Origin of the sequence: Paenibacillus sp. HB172176 (assembly GCF_011947265.1) — a bacterium.
Lineage (GTDB): Bacteria > Bacillota > Bacilli > Paenibacillales > Paenibacillaceae > Pristimantibacillus.
In genome coordinates this window covers 53,601-68,372 of record NZ_JAATHD010000012.1, presented here as the reverse complement: position 1 = coordinate 68,372, position 14,772 = coordinate 53,601, and the positions used below count along the sequence as shown (strand labels likewise).

Annotated in this window: 17 protein-coding genes; 3 read left to right on the top strand and 14 right to left on the bottom strand. The window is 52.8% G+C overall.

Annotated elements, in window-relative coordinates; translation table 11 throughout:
- Positions 1-15 precede the first annotated feature (15 nt).
- From HFP08_RS16370 to cymR, 13 genes are all read right to left on the bottom strand, one after another.
- Positions 16-951 (bottom strand): peptidase U32 family protein, encoded by a 936-nt coding sequence (locus HFP08_RS16370; RefSeq protein ID WP_168121677.1) that lies wholly within the window; start codon positions 949-951, stop codon positions 16-18.
- Between the two features lie 40 nt (positions 952-991).
- Positions 992-2,131 (bottom strand): endolytic transglycosylase MltG, encoded by a 1,140-nt coding sequence (gene mltG / locus HFP08_RS16365; RefSeq protein WP_240941490.1) that lies wholly within the window; start codon positions 2,129-2,131, stop codon positions 992-994.
- Between the two features lie 147 nt (positions 2,132-2,278).
- On the bottom strand, positions 2,279-2,581 hold the full coding sequence (locus tag HFP08_RS16360; protein WP_168121676.1) for a DUF1292 domain-containing protein: 303 nt from the start codon (positions 2,579-2,581) through the stop codon (positions 2,279-2,281).
- Entirely contained in the window at positions 2,578-2,877 is a 300-nt protein-coding gene (locus HFP08_RS16355) for a DUF1292 domain-containing protein (RefSeq protein WP_168121675.1), read from the bottom strand. Before HFP08_RS16355 ends, HFP08_RS16360 begins: the two co-directional genes overlap by 4 nt.
- 8 nt (positions 2,878-2,885) lie before the next feature.
- Positions 2,886-3,302 (bottom strand): Holliday junction resolvase RuvX, encoded by a 417-nt coding sequence (ruvX, locus tag HFP08_RS16350; RefSeq protein ID WP_168121674.1) that lies wholly within the window; start codon positions 3,300-3,302, stop codon positions 2,886-2,888.
- Between the two features lie 15 nt (positions 3,303-3,317).
- Positions 3,318-3,581 carry an IreB family regulatory phosphoprotein gene (locus tag HFP08_RS16345; RefSeq protein ID WP_168121673.1) on the bottom strand — a complete coding sequence of 88 codons (264 nt, stop codon included), beginning with the start codon at positions 3,579-3,581 and terminating at the stop codon, positions 3,318-3,320.
- A gap of 50 nt (positions 3,582-3,631) precedes the next feature.
- Positions 3,632-6,265 carry an alanine--tRNA ligase gene (gene alaS / locus HFP08_RS16340; protein ID WP_168121672.1) on the bottom strand — a complete coding sequence of 878 codons (2,634 nt, stop codon included), beginning with the start codon at positions 6,263-6,265 and terminating at the stop codon, positions 3,632-3,634.
- A 153-nt stretch (positions 6,266-6,418) separates the two neighbouring features.
- Positions 6,419-6,586, bottom strand: coding sequence for a hypothetical protein (locus HFP08_RS16335; RefSeq protein WP_168121671.1), 168 nt, complete (start codon positions 6,584-6,586; stop codon positions 6,419-6,421).
- A gap of 25 nt (positions 6,587-6,611) precedes the next feature.
- A complete protein-coding gene (locus tag HFP08_RS16330; protein WP_168121670.1) occupies positions 6,612-7,682 on the bottom strand; it encodes an AI-2E family transporter in 1,071 nt (356 codons plus the stop codon).
- Positions 7,683-7,862: 180 nt separating this feature from the next.
- Positions 7,863-8,066 (bottom strand): hypothetical protein, encoded by a 204-nt coding sequence (locus tag HFP08_RS16325; protein ID WP_168121669.1) that lies wholly within the window; start codon positions 8,064-8,066, stop codon positions 7,863-7,865.
- A 12-nt stretch (positions 8,067-8,078) separates the two neighbouring features.
- Positions 8,079-8,615, bottom strand: coding sequence for a PRC-barrel domain-containing protein (locus tag HFP08_RS16320; RefSeq protein WP_168121668.1), 537 nt, complete (start codon positions 8,613-8,615; stop codon positions 8,079-8,081).
- A 16-nt stretch (positions 8,616-8,631) separates the two neighbouring features.
- A complete protein-coding gene (locus HFP08_RS16315) occupies positions 8,632-9,783 on the bottom strand; it encodes a cysteine desulfurase family protein (RefSeq protein WP_346768740.1) in 1,152 nt (383 codons plus the stop codon).
- Between the two features lie 55 nt (positions 9,784-9,838).
- Entirely contained in the window at positions 9,839-10,258 is a 420-nt protein-coding gene (gene cymR / locus HFP08_RS16310) for a cysteine metabolism transcriptional regulator CymR (RefSeq protein WP_168121666.1), read from the bottom strand.
- A 153-nt stretch (positions 10,259-10,411) separates the two neighbouring features.
- On the opposite strand from cymR, the gene mnmA reads away from it, so the two are divergent.
- Positions 10,412-11,542, top strand: coding sequence for a tRNA 2-thiouridine(34) synthase MnmA (mnmA, locus tag HFP08_RS16305; protein WP_277345860.1), 1,131 nt, complete (start codon positions 10,412-10,414; stop codon positions 11,540-11,542).
- Between the two features lie 28 nt (positions 11,543-11,570).
- Here mnmA and HFP08_RS16300 read toward each other — a convergent pair whose 3' ends face one another.
- Positions 11,571-12,866 (bottom strand): hemolysin family protein, encoded by a 1,296-nt coding sequence (locus tag HFP08_RS16300; RefSeq protein ID WP_481856579.1) that lies wholly within the window; start codon positions 12,864-12,866, stop codon positions 11,571-11,573.
- Positions 12,867-13,062: 196 nt separating this feature from the next.
- On the opposite strand from HFP08_RS16300, the gene HFP08_RS16295 reads away from it, so the two are divergent.
- Both HFP08_RS16295 and HFP08_RS16290 read left to right on the top strand, forming a co-directional pair.
- Complete coding sequence (locus tag HFP08_RS16295) at positions 13,063-13,674, top strand: copper resistance CopC family protein (RefSeq protein ID WP_168121664.1); 612 nt, start codon at positions 13,063-13,065, stop codon at positions 13,672-13,674.
- Positions 13,671-14,765 carry a copper resistance D family protein gene (locus tag HFP08_RS16290; protein ID WP_168121663.1) on the top strand — a complete coding sequence of 365 codons (1,095 nt, stop codon included), beginning with the start codon at positions 13,671-13,673 and terminating at the stop codon, positions 14,763-14,765. The genes HFP08_RS16295 and HFP08_RS16290 overlap by 4 nt, the downstream gene beginning before the upstream one ends.
- Positions 14,766-14,772 lie beyond the last annotated feature (7 nt).

Genomic DNA, 14,772 nt, shown 5'->3' with positions numbered 1-14,772 from the left:
CCTGCTGACTTTTCATCAATATACTTGCTCTTTATAGAGAAATCCGAAGCTCAGCTCGCGATTCTCGTCCTGAACCTCGCGAATCGCATCCAGCCATTCCTCTTGAAATTCATATTGCTCGGGATCCTGCAAATAGGCATCGATGGCTTTGCGATAAGCCTTGACCACAACTTCATTATACGCCATGGACTTCATGATGCCTTCGATTTTCAGACTGTCTACCGAAATGGCCAATAATTCGTGCAAGCTCTCCAATAAGCAAATATCGCCGGAGCTCATAATATGGGTTCCGTTGACGTCCTCGTAGATGGGAAAACGTTCATCTGGACGTTCTGCCTCCATAATATACATGCCGTCGAAATGCTTTATGCTCTTTTCCTGACCGCCTGCCGCTTCCCGATGCTCTTGATAGCTGTTCACGAGATTGCGCTTCGAATGATAGATATTCGTCATGCCGTGCACCTGAACCTGAATCTCCATCTCCGACTTCGTTTTCGTATCTTCGATCTGTTCCATGTTCAGCTCGCGCGCCAGCACATACCGGCTCGCGCCTCTGCGAGCCCAATATTCCGCAGTGGCGTAATTGGTCGAAGTCATCTCCGCGTTCCAATGCAGCCCGAGGGCAGGCGCGTATTTCTTAACCGCCTTTAGGACGGCAGGATCTCCGAATACGATCGCATCGACTCCAATATCGCCAAGCGCCGATATATAATCCGGCAGCTCGGCAAGCAAGCTGTTGTCCATCAGATTATTCATGGAAACATAGATACGGACGTCTTTCGGCTTTGCCAGCTTCACTGCGGCGTCTACCAAATCCAATGTGAATTCGCCCGCCAGCCGCGTGCCATACTTCGCTTCGCCGATGACAAACGCGTTCGCGCCCGCGTTCATAAGACATTCCATCTCCTCAAGCGAGGATGCAGTGCATAGTAATTCAGGTGTATAAGTCATAGCTGCGCTCCTTATAGCCAATCTTCAAAGCTCAAGCCGATTATTTCGAGGCTTTATTGCTAAGCTGTATATTTTTCAGATGCTCATTGTAGGTTTTCGCGAAGAGATGCGTTTGACTGCCGTCCTTCTTCGTTACGTAGAACAGATATTTCGTATCGGCGGGAAAAATGGCCGCTTCAATGGAAGCCAGACTCGGACTTGCAATCGGTCCCGGCGGCAAACCGTCCACCTTGTACGTGTTGTATGGGCTGTCGATATCAAGATCCGCTTGAAGCAGCCTCTCCTTCGGCTCATCCAGCGCATATTGCACCGTGGCGTCGATCTGCAGCCGCATCGGATACGCCAACCGGTTATATATGACGCTTGCAACGATCGGTCTCTCCTCATCCACGACGACTTCCCGTTCAACCAGAGAAGCAATAGTCAACACCTCGTGAAGCGATCTGCCTGACGCATCAATCGCGTCCTGCCAGCCCTCCGGAAGACTATTCAGCTTATGATCGGTCTCTTGGAGCATTCTGGCAATAATCTCTTCTTCCGTGCTGCCTACTTTCATTTCATAGGTTTCCGGGAAGAGATAACCTTCCAATCTTACCTTGAATGCATCGGATTCGGGAATCGAGCGAACGGTCTCAGCATCCGCCCAGTCATGCTCGCCTGTTGCAAGGGACATGAATGTATCCTTATCGACGAAGCCCTCCGAAGACAGCTTGTCTGCGATTTGCTGAACCGTGTAGCCTTCCGGAATAGTGAAATGAATCGTCTCTGCTTTTATGGTCTCACCGGCGTTCAGCTTATTAATAATAGCACTTAGCTCCATACCGGGCTGAAGCTCGTAATCGCCTGCCTGAAACCCGGACCCTTCGTTCTTCAACTTCAGATAGTAACCGAAAATCTTGCCGTTGCGTATGATGCCATTCTCTTCGAGCGTCTCCGCAACACCGCTTGCCGACATGCCTTTGGAAATCGTGACCTTCAGCGCTTCTCCGGCATGCGTCGGCTTTAAATTGCTCCATACATAATAATAAACGCCTCCGGCTCCAAGCGCCATAATCAATAAAAGGGAAATGACGACATAAATGGAGATGACCCAGCTTGGAGGTCCCTTGCGTCTTTTTTTCCGTTTCTTCTTGTTCGATTGCCGTTCTTTCTGCTCGTCCATCTGTTCCGTATGTTCCAACCGTTACACCCTTTCGCGAGTCTGCATTTATTCTCATAAAAATACAAGAATTTATAAGGAGCTTCTTATAAATTCTTGTATTTTTCGGAGAAAAGAGCGGTTGCAAGCCGCTCTTCATACATGAAATTGAGATGGCGGAGCCATCGATTAAGGTCTTTCATCTCCGGCGAAGAAGGAATCGTCATAGGCTTCCGCCACAAATTCCCATTCCACTTCATCCTCGATCGTTTCCAGTTGAGGCTCGCCGTCATCGAGAATAATGCGCATGAAAGCAATCTCGTCCTCCGCCTTCATTGCTGCGTTCTGAAGCGCGGCGTAATTCATGCCGTTCCATCGAAATTCCGCCATTATGCGATATGGCTCGGCAATGCCTTCATCGGAAACAAGCTCGACTTCCTGGCCGAAGGCTTCCTTCAGCAAGCTCAGCCCTCCGGAGAATTCGCTGCTCATTCTTCCTTCTCCTCCAGCTCGGATAGAAGCGTATTGAAAGTCTCCTCCACCATATTCCACTCTTCCTCGTCCTCGATGGTGTAAAGCTTGAGATCATCTCCGTCTTCTTCGTAACGGAACGCATACACCTCGTCCTCCTCCTCGTCTTCGCCGACAAGAGGAACCACCATCATATATTTCTGGTCCGAGCCGTCTACTTCGAATTTCATAATGACCTCGAACTCTTCTTCGTTGCCTTCCTCATCCGGAATATAAATAATTTCCGGTTCTTCAAATTGCATGTCGTCATTTGTCATCGTGACCATCACCTTTTCGTTTTAGAATCGAGATAATTTTGCAAGATCAGCGTTGCCGCCATCTTGTCGATAACTAGCTTTCGTTTCTTCCGGCTGACGTCCGCTTCCAGAAGCGTGCGTTCGGCTGCAACCGTTGTCAGCCTTTCATCCCAAAGGTGAACAGGCACTTGGAGCTTCTGCCTCATATCCTCCGCAAAAGCCATGCAAATTTCGCCACGCGGACCAATCGATCCATTCATGTTCTTCGGCAATCCCACGACGATTTCGGTAACCTCGTGCTCCTTGGCCAGCTCGGCGAGCTTACCCATCTCTCCGCCATCGCGTCGCTTCTCCACAACGGCAACTCCCTGCGCCGTCCAGCCAAAGGCATCGCTTACCGCAACGCCGATTCTGCGATCGCCGTAATCAATTCCCATCGTTCTCATCCTGCGCCGGCTCCTTCATTCCTTCTTATGCAACAGGTAAAACCGGACAAGCTCTTCGATGAGTTCATCGCGTTCTTTCTTGCGAATCAAGCTTCTGGCGTTGTTGTGCCGCGGGATATACGCGGGATCTCCGGACAGCAAATACCCAACGATCTGGTTAATCGGATTGTAATCTTTCTCCAGAAGGGCTTCATGCACCTGCAGCAGAATATCCTCGGAAGAAGCTTCCTCACCCTCCGCCTTCACGTTAAACTTCATTGTTTGGTCCATAGAACTCATCAACAGCACCTCGCTTCCCAAAACCTATACATGGATATTACCTTGCTCTATCATATCACATTTGCCTGACTTGTAACCAGTTCTTCTGCAAGTTTCAAAGCTTCTTCCAGCTTGCTTGCTTCTTTGCCACCCGCCTGCGCCATATCGGGTCTTCCCCCGCCGTTGCCGCCGCACACGATGGCAGCCTCTTTGATGATTTTGCCGGCATGGAAGCCCTTCTTCACCAAATCGGCGGAAACCGCGGCCGCAAGATTCACTTTGTCCTCCTGTACGGCGCCGAGCACGATTACGCTCGAGCCGAGCTTCGGCTTCAGTTCATCCACAATGCCGCGCAGCGCGTCCATGCTTGGCGCGTTCACCTTGGCGCAGAGAATATTGATTCCGCCTGCTTGAACCGCTTGCGCTTCCAGCGAGCCCGCTTCGATTCGGCTAAGCTTGGCCTGCAGGGACTCGTTCTCGCGCGAGAGCTCCTTCACCTGCCCGAACAAAGCTTCAATTCGCTTCGGCACATCGCCGATATTCGACTTGAGCAGCGAAGCCGACTGCTTCAGAAGCTCCGCCTGCTCTTCATAATAGGCATAAGCATGTCTGCCGGTCACCGCTTCGATTCGACGCACGCCCGATCCGATGCCGCTCTCGCCGAGGAGCTTGAACAGACCGATCTGGGCCGTGTTCGTCACATGACAGCCGCCGCACAGCTCCAGGCTGTAATCCCCGACCTGCACGACGCGGACGACATCGCCGTATTTTTCCCCGAACAAGGCCATCGCTCCCATCGCCTTCGCCTCCGCGAGCGATTTGCTCGAGATGATTACCTCCGTGCCCAGCCAGATTTGCTCGTTCACCTTGCGCTCGATTTCTGCCAGCTCCTCGGCGGAGATGCTGCCAAAGTGGGAAAAGTCGAAGCGCAGTCGGTCTCCTTGCACCAGGGAGCCTGCTTGATTGACATGCTCGCCGAGCGTCTCCTTGAGCGCTTTATGAAGCAGATGCGTAGCCGTATGGTTTTTAATAATATCCTCTCGGGTCGCGCGCGTAACAGCGGCCGTCGCCGATGCGCCCTTGCGCAATGTCCCGGATGTGACGACAGCTTGATGAACGGGCTGTCCGTGAGGCGCCTTGTTCACGTCTTCTACGGTCAACGTGAAGCCTTCGCCCGTAATCGTCCCCTTGTCGCCTACTTGCCCGCCGCTCTCCGCATAGAACGGCGTCCGGTCAAGAATGACGGCGATTCGGCTTCCTTCTCCCGCGACGTCGACCAGTTCGTCGTTCAACATAATGCCGATTACGCTGGATTGCGTTACCAACTCATTATAGCCAACAAACTCGCTTTTATCCGTGAAATCGCCCAGCGGACCGCCTTGCACCTTCATGCTGCCCGTATCCTGTCTCGCCGAGCGCGCTCTTTCGCGCTGCGCCTCCATGGCCGCGTCGAAGCCTTCGCGGTCGACCGTCATGCCTTGCTCGAAGGCGAAGTCTTCCGTCAAGTCAAACGGGAAGCCGTACGTGTCGTATAATTTGAATGCATCCTCGCCGCTAATTCTACTCTCCTTGGCAGCCGCAGCATTCTTCACCAGCTCCGCAAGCATAATCAAGCCGTCCGAAAGCGTCTCATGGAATCGCTCTTCCTCGGTGCGAATGACGCGTTCGATAAACTCCCGCTTCTCCACAACCTCCGGATAGTAAACGCCCATCACGTCTCCGACAATCGATGTGAGCTCGTACATGAACGGACGATCGACGCCGAGCGACTTGCCGTAGCGGACCGCGCGGCGGAGCAGCCTTCTAATAATATAGCCGCGCCCTTCGTTCGAAGGCATGACTCCGTCTCCGACCGAGAAGACCACCGTGCGAACATGGTCTGCGATTACCTTGAGCGCAATATCATGCTCTTCGTTTTCACCATAGGTTACGCCAGCAATCTCGCAGGTGCGATCGATAATCGGCCGGAACAGGTCCGTGTCGAAGTTCGAATCCACATCTTGAAGAATGGATGCAAAGCGTTCGAGCCCGGCGCCGGTATCGATATTCTTGTTCGGCAGAGGCGTGTAGCTGCCGTCCTTGTTGTGATTGAATTGCGAGAACACCAGATTCCAAACCTCAAGGAAGCGCTCATTCTCGCCGCCCGGCCAGCATTCCGGATCGGAGAGGTCGCCGTACTTCTCGCCGCGGTCATAGAAAATTTCCGTGCAAGGTCCGCAAGGGCCTTCGCCGATATCCCAGAAATTCTCCTCCAGCTTGTAGATGCGGCTCTCAGGCAAGCCGATGACCTCATTCCAGTATTTGAACGCTTCCTCGTCCTCCGGATACACCGTGACCGAAAGCCGCTCGGGGTCGAAACCGATCCACTCGGGCTTCGTCAGGAATTCCCAGGCCCAGTTGATCACTTCCTCCTTGAAATAATCGCCGATGGAGAAGTTGCCCAGCATCTCGAAGAACGTATGATGGCGGCGCGTTTTGCCCACATTCTCGATATCGTTGGTGCGAATGCATTTCTGCGAGTTGGCGATCCTCGGATTGTCCGGTATCTCGCTTCCGTCGAAATAACGCTTAAGCGGCGCCATCCCGGCATTGATCCACAGCAGTGACGGATCGTTATGCGGAACGAGCGACGCGCTTGGCTCGATCTTATGTCCTTTGCTTTCAAAAAACGCGAGCCACTTTGCTCTGATTTCACTTGCTTTCATTATAGATTCCCCCTAAATTGGTTTTCAAAAAGAACATAAAAAAGTCCCTGTCATTGACAGGGACGAATCTTCTTCGCGGTACCACCCTGGTTATCGCGCGACCCTTCGTCCGCGATCTCCTTCTCGGAAGTTAACGGTTCCACCCGGTGAAGTTCATTCACACTCCGAATACAGCTTTCGGCCACTCTTCGTCTTGAGCGCTCTCTCAGCCGCCGTGCCTTCCGCGAATGCTGTCTGCGGAAATTCGGCGAAGCTCTCTCTCTGGCTGACGGGCAATGGCGTACTTCCATTCGTCATCGTGTTCATCAGATCTATGATCAAATTATAGCTACAGCCATCGGGGCTGTCAAATGATCTTTCTCCTGACATAATAAGCAAACATATGCTGCATGATGACCTTGCAAGCCGCGAAGATCGGAACGGCGAGAATCATGCCGACAATGCCGGCGAGCTGTCCTCCGACAAGCACGGCGAAAATGATGAGCAGCGGATGCAGATGCAGCGATCTTCCCACCACCTGGGGCGAAATCACATTGCCCTCCAGCGTCTGGCAGAGCAGGTTCACGACGGCGACGAGAATGATCATTTTCATCGACACGGTCGAAGCCATCAGCAGCGCTGGAGCCGCGCCGAAGAAGGCTCCCAGGTACGGAATGATGTTCGTGATCGCCACAATGCCCGCCAGCAGCAGCGCATAGGGCATTCCGATGATCAGGTAGCCGCAATAGGCCAGCACGCCTACGATCATGCACACCAGAAACTGTCCCCTGATGTAGCTGCCCAGCGCGCTGTCGATGTCCTTGAGCAGACGTACCGTGTTTTTGCGATGCGCCTTCGGCACATAGGTAATGATCGTGCGCTCGAACACATCGAAATCCTTCAGAATATAGAACGCCAGGAACGGTATGACGAAAGCGACGAACATCGCGCTGAGCATGGCGCCGATATTGTTGACCAGATTGAACAGCGCGTTCGATATGCTCTTCTCGATATGCATGAGCGACCGGTTCATGCCCTCTCTGATGCTGTCCGGCAGGAACGAAGTGTTGTTAATGTCGGAGAATATATCTTGCGCCTTCAGCGTCAGCTCCGGCATATGCTCATTGAGCTCCTGCACCTGTCCGATGAACATCGGAATCATGTTCACGAGCAAGACGGTGAACGCGGTGCAGAATACCGCGTAGATAAGCAGCACGGCGACCGTTCGAGGAACTCTGCGCTCGTGAAGCAAGGTTACGACGGGATGAAGCACATAGGATATGATCATGGCAATAATGAAAGGGCCGAGGACCGCTTTGAGAAATCCGAACAGAGTCGCTATAAGCGGCTTGAGCTGCATAAGAAAAAAAACGGCAATTAGCCCTAATATGAAATAGACCAGCCCTACGAAAATTCTGTTTCCCGTGAAACGCTCCATACTTGCACCTCCAAGCATTAAAGACGTATGCGCGGCGGCAAATAAACGCCGGCCGCGCGCAACCGTATAGTTCAGTATATGTACAAGTCCGGCGGTTCATCCTTGAAGCGGCCAATCCATGCAAAAAAGACGGTTCGGGAGAAATCCCGGATACCGTCTTCGTTAACGTTTCAGATGCAGTTAATTAACATGCGTATGCTCTTGCGGAATCTCTTCTTCAAAGAAAAGGTCGTCGAGCGAGCTTAAGGTGCCGTCCTCTTCCACTTGGTAGACCGACATTTTCTCGCCGTTCACTGTCAGTTCAATAAAGCAGCCCCAGCAATAAAACTGGTGGGAACCAATCTTCCCGATATCTTTCGAATTGCAATTCGGACATCTCATCATAAACATTTCTCCCTATCCTGTGAAATTGGAAGCGGCGACTGGCTCCAATTCCGTGTCACTGACAGCCGGAACGATAATCGCGTCTTCCCCAAGCAATACCTCATCCGGATCGCTCGGCGCCTTCAGCCATTTACGCCCTTCTCTCAGATCCGAAACAAAACCGTCAGTTAGCTCATATCCTATTATCTGTGTACCCTTAAAAGGGTAGAAGTAAACATCCGAGAGGGTCCCCAGTTGCATGCCCCCGGTCGTAATAACCGGCAAATCCCTCAGTTTCACCACTCCCGAATGGAAGGCCCGCTGCACCTCGTTTGGCTTCGCCGATTGCACCGCAGTCTCATCCGAGATGATGACCGCATCCTCCCCGCAGGTCAGAACATGCTCCCAGAGCACCACCTTCACTCTGGCGGCGAACAGTCTGGCGAATTCGAGAATCAGACCTTTCAGCTGCCAGTGCTCGTCGAACCAGGCATCCTTCACGATGCCGACAAGCTTGCCCGAATGAATGACGATAACAGGCATGCCGATTAATTGTTGAAGTTTAATCACTTTGGATGAGCGCCTCCTAAGCCGATTCCCGAAGTCTGCGCGCGATTCGCACAACAATCCCGGCGGCTTCTTCTAGTTCCTCCAAAGTATTCCCCAATCCAAAGCTGAATCTTACAGCGGAATCGATAATTTCCTGCGAAAGCCCCATTGCGCCGAGTACATGCGACTTCTCAAGCGAGCCGGAGGTGCAGGCGGAGCCGCTGGCGGCCGCAATGCCGGCCATATCCAAATTCATAAGCATGCTCTCCGTATCGATGCCAAGAAACGAGATATTCGCGATATGCGGCAAATGGCGGACGGGATGTCCGTTTACCGCGATCGCATCTTCTCCGAGCCCTTGAGCAAGCAACTCTACCCATCTCTTACGAAGCTTGTCCAGAAAAGGTTGCTGAAAATTCATTTTGTTCACACAAATGTCAACAGCTGCTGCGAATCCGGCGATTCCCGCGATATTCTCCGTGCCGCCGCGGCGCTTTCTCTCCTGCGAGCCGCCCTGCTGCAAAGCCTCGAACGGCGTGCCGCTCGAAATATAAAGGGCGCCCGCCCCTTGCGGACCGTTTATCTTATGGGCTGAGAAGCTCATCAAATCGACCGGAAGCTCATCCAGAGCAATAGGCATCTTGCCCAGGGTTTGCACCGCATCGACGTGGAATAACGCTCCTGCAGCATGAACAAGCTCCCCAAGCGCCTCAATCTCTTGCAGCGTTCCTACTTCATTATTGCCGTGCATGATGCTGACAAGCGCCGTTTGCGGTCCAAGCGCCTCCTGCAGCTGCAGAGAATCGACTCTCCCCTCATGATCAACCGGCAGTATGGATAAGGAGAAGCCCTCTTCCCTCTGAAGCCACCCGCAGGTATGCAAGACGGCATGATGCTCGGCCGCGGATGTAATTAACTGGGTCTTGCCTTGCCTGCGCTGCGCTCTGGCCGCACCGATAATGGCCGCATTGTCGCTCTCCGTGCCGCCGGAGGTGAACAGCAGCTCGCCCGGCTTGCAGCGGAGAGCCCCGCTAATGAGATCACGCGCATGGCTGAGCTCCTTCTTGGCTGCCCGTCCATACGCGTGAATGCTGGAGCTATTGCCGCCCGGTCCCTGCATGATCTCAAGCATCTTGTGAATGACCTCAGGATGCAGCGGCGTCGTGGCGGCATGGTCGAAATAATACATACGCAATCATCTTCACCCGTTTCCGCTTAAAGTGCAAGAATCAAAAAATCCTGTTTTAGATGTAAAACATATAGGAGTCTTTCTTCTCGGCTTCTTGATAGGTAATCAAATGCTCCAATGTCGTTGAATCGAGCACCTCCGCAATGCCGTCCCTGATGCGCAGCCACAAATTGCGCTTGGCCGGATCATCCTCTTCCGTGAAGTCGACGGGCGAAATCGGCCCTTCCAATATGCGAATAATGTCTCCTGACGTAATCTCCGCCGGATCCTTCGATAATATATAGCCGCCGTAGGCGCCGCGAACGCTCTTCACCAGACCGGCATTCCGCAGCGGAGCTACCAACTGCTCCAGATAATGCTCCGAAAGTCCATTGCGTTCCGCAATGCTTTTCAGGGAAAGCGGCCCTTGTCCGTATCCCGTTGCAAGCTCCATCATAATCGTCAGACCGTAACGGCCCTTCGTTGAGATTTTCATTTTGCACCTCTCTGTATCTCAGTGTATTCCCATATTTCTTCTATGTTAACATATCCCCTCGCGCAACCGATACAAAAAGCTTATGGGATTCATGAAAATGTTTCAATCCTATGGTACAATATTGTTGTTTCATTCAACAAGGCGGTGATTGGATTGACAAAGTCAAACGCGGACACAAGAGTCGTGGTCGGCATGTCCGGCGGCGTCGACTCTTCCGTAACAGCGCTCCTGCTCAAGCAGCAGGGCTATGATGTAATCGGCATCTTCATGAAAAACTGGGATGATACCGACGAATTCGGCCATTGCACGGCGGAGGAGGATTCAGAGGATGTGCGCCGGGTATGCGATCAGATCGGCATCCCTTATTATACGGTTAACTTCGAGAAGCAATATTTCGATAAAGTGTTCACCTACTTCCTCGATGAATACAAACAGGGCAGAACGCCTAATCCGGATGTGATGTGCAACCGCGAGATCAAATTCGGCGACTTCCTCAAGAAGGCGCTGGAGTTGAATGCGGACTTCCTTGCCACCGGCCATTACGCGCAGGTGCGGCGTGACGAGAGCGGCGTAACCGAGCTGCTTCGCGGGGTGGATACGAATAAGGACCAGACCTATTTCCTCAGCGCCCTTAATCAGCAGCAATTGGCCAAAGCGATGTTCCCTATCGGGCATCTGCCGAAGCCTGAGGTGCGCCGCATTGCAGAGGAAGCCGGCCTCTATACCGCGAAGAAGAAGGACAGCACGGGCGTCTGCTTTATCGGGGAACGCAATTTCAAGGAGTTTCTAAGCGGTTATTTGCCGGCGCGGCCGGGCGACATGATCGACATTAGAACCGGCGAGAAAAAAGGTCGTCACGACGGACTGATGTATTACACGCTCGGACAGCGTCAAGGCCTTGGCATCGGCGGCACAGGCTCGGGAACGGGAGAGCCATGGTTCGTCGCCGAGAAGAATCTGGAGCAAAATATTCTATACGTCGTGCAAGGTGAGACGCATGAAAGCTTGTATTCGGAAAGCCTTGTCGCAACCGGCATGAACTGGATTGCGGCGCGCGATCTGTCGAAACCGCTAAGATGCACGGCCAAATTCCGCTATCGGCAGCCCGATCAAGGAGTAACCGTAACCATGCGGGAGAACGGCGAAGCTCTCGTTGCGTTCGATAAGCCGCAGAAAGCTGTTACGCCTGGACAAGCGGTCGTGCTTTACGACGGCGAGATCTGTCTTGGCGGCGGCACCATCGACAAAGTGACGAAGAAGCCGTATTCGAAGCAGACGTCGTAATAACAAGCGCAGGTACACTGATATAAGCTTAATCGGGCTGACTGCCGGCCTGGTTAAGCTCTTTTTTGTATGGGAAGCCGGGAGTTCTCTCAGCAGGAAGCAATCTTGCTCTAGCGATTCTCAGCTGCTTGATCTCTTCCACTTGAAACCTCCATTTCCAGCCTAAATCAGTGATTTGACCGGGGAACGCAGCGCCCTCCAAATGCGCGTACAGCCAGCCCCCGAACGTGTCATAATCATCCGTTGGAATGTTGAGTCCGAAATAGCCGTTCACTTCTTCAATCAGGATTTGCCCATTAACGGAATAGGTGCCGTCTTCATGCAGCGCAATATACTTCATGTCCGGATCGAATTCATCCTGAATGTCGCCGACGATTTCCTCCATAATATCCTCCAGGGTCACCAGCCCCGAGGTTCCGCCGTATTCATCAATTAAAATCGCGATTTGACTTCGTTTCTTCTGCATCAGCTTAAGCAGATTGCTGATCGAGATAGACTCGGGAACCGTCGTGACCGGCCTGATCAATCCCGCAATGCTCGTTTCCTTCGACATATCCTTCTTGAGCAGATCCTTGATATGAACGAAGCCGACAATATTGTCCTTGTCGTTATCGCATACCGGGTAACGGGTGCGCATATATTGAATCGCGATCGCCATATTGGCTCCCAGCGACAAGCCGGCGCGCAGGCAAATCATTTCCGTACGGGGAATCATAATGTCTCTGGCTGTCGTTTCCGAGAATTGAAAAATATTGTCCACGAACATGAGCTCGGTCTGATCAATCAAGCCTCTTTGATGGCTTTCCTGCATAAATCTGCGAAGCTCTTCTTCGGTATGAACAGGCTTCGCCCTCTTGTCAAAAAAATCAATGTCGGTAAGCTGCATCAAAAGAAAGTATAAGAAGAGAACCGCAAGGAGGAAGATGAGGAATTCAGCGAAGAATCTTGCATAGCCAGCCGGGTATACCCACTCTTTCAGCCATGCAGCCGACAAAGCGGAGACTATCCATCCGACGCCCGCACAGCAGACGAACATCCCGAGAAAACTGCATGCCGTGTAAAAGCGTCCATAAGCCAAAACATGCTTGAAAAGACTCGGCGAATCCGCTGTTCGCTGAAGCCATATGGGCATGACTTCAGCACTCGCCAAGGCGTTACGAGTGATACTCCATCCGGCAACAATCCTTCGCATGATCGCGAAGCCTCCCGCACAAAGCAGGAAGAAACAAGCAAACAGAAGCAGCACGCCTGAGGGCAAAGAATCATTCAACGCTTCCCTGTCGATCGCGCCGCAGGCATTGCGGGTAAACGACCACAGGAGCACCTCCTTCAAAATCTTTTATTATATCTATTCAGAACTGCCTATCCATTATGTGCGGTCATGAAGCTATCGCCGCCCGATTGCGGGCAATGTTCACAAGTCTGCTACCGTTTGAGCGCCAAGGCGGGTCGAAATACGCGATCAATTTGGTATAATGCAAGAAGCGGTCAAACCGCTGCAATACGAGGAGGAATTCCTGATGAAAAAAGTATTTCTTATAGTCATTCTGCTGCTATTCGTTATGCCCGCGGCGGCATTCGCGCATTCCACGGTCAAATCGGCCGCGCCTGACAAAGATTCCACTGTCGCTGAATCGCCGGTGGAGGTGGAGATGACCTTCTCGACCAAAATCGAGTCGCTCAGCACATTCAAGCTGTATGATTCTGCCGGGGAACAGGTCGAGACAGGCAAACCGGAAGCGAGCGGCTCCACGCTTAAGGCCGCGTTACCCGCCAAGCTTCCAAACGACACTTATACGGTGAAATGGACTGCGGTGGGCGCTGACGGCCATGCCGTAGAAGGCGAATATTCGTTTACAGTCGCCGCCCCTTCCCAAACGGCAAGTCCATCTCCCGCTCCGTCTACGGAAGCTGCTGTAACCGGGCAGCCGGACAGCTCGCCTTCTCCCGATGCCGCACCGACCAATGCGTCAGTTGGCGATAATGATGCGACCGGAGCAACAGACAGAGACAGCAAGGACGGCAATTCCGGAGACGAAGAAAGCTCTGACCTTGCTCCGCTTATCGCCATCGGAGCCATCATCGTCGTATTGGCCGCCCTCTTCTATTTCATGCGGAGACGCCGGCAATGATCTATTGGAGCGAAGGCTTGCTCTACCTATGCTTCGCGATATTGACAGGAGCGCTGGCGCTTCGGCTCGTGCCGGAGCATGCGCGCCCTCTTGTCGAGGTACCGCAGCGGCTGTTGATTGGCTGCGCGCTCGCGATCCCTTTGTTGTCTTACATACCGCTTCATGAGCTTGCTATTTCTTATGCGGATGAATTCGAGCTTAGCTATAGCGCCATGCTGAAGAGCCTGCTTCTCGACGTGAACGCAGGCAAAGCTTTTGTATGGACGGCAATCGCTTCGGTCGGTCTCGCGCTGCTGCTCGGCATGCGATCGCTCCAGCATGACAGAAGAACGCCAAAACTTGCCTTATTCATCGTTCTGCTGATGATGATTTGGCTCGGTTATGCCAGCCATGCCGCTTCGATCAGCCCATGGAAGGGTCTCATCGTTCATACCGCTCATTTTCTGACGGCGACGCTCTGGCTTGGCATTCTCTTCGTCGTCAGCTGGTTCTCCAAGGATACCGGCAGCCATCGAAGCTGGAACGCCTTCCTGAAATGGTTCTCTCCTGCCGCCGTTGTTGCCGTAGCGCTGACCTTGACGGCGGGCTTCGCGCTCATGACCTTCACGACGCCTCAATATCTGAACAGTTGGATGCTGCCTTACGGTCAGCTGCTCCTTGTAAAGCATTTGCTCATTCTGCCTCTGCTTTTATTTGCTTACACGAACGGCTTTGGCTACAAGCGCATCTTGAAGGAGCGCCCCGGCTTCAATCCCAAGCCTTGGCTGAGAGCGGAAAGCGCCATCGGCTTGCTTGTCTTATTCGCGACTGCCGCATTAGGACAGCAAGCGCCGCCTCATATTGTCAGGGAAACACTGCAGACCGTCTCGCCTTCTCCGTTATTCACAGCCATCTACAGAGGCTCGTTCAGTCCCGATTTGTCGCTGCAGTTAAGCGTCCGCACCGAAAGCATTCTGATGCTGGCCGCTGCTGGAATCATGGGAGCAGGCGTCATCCTCATGCACAAGCAGCGCAAAGTATTCAGCAGCTTTATTATGGGGCTGACGATGCCTCTCTTCCTCTACCTCGGTCTTATGTTTTCTCTCCAGTAATCAGCGA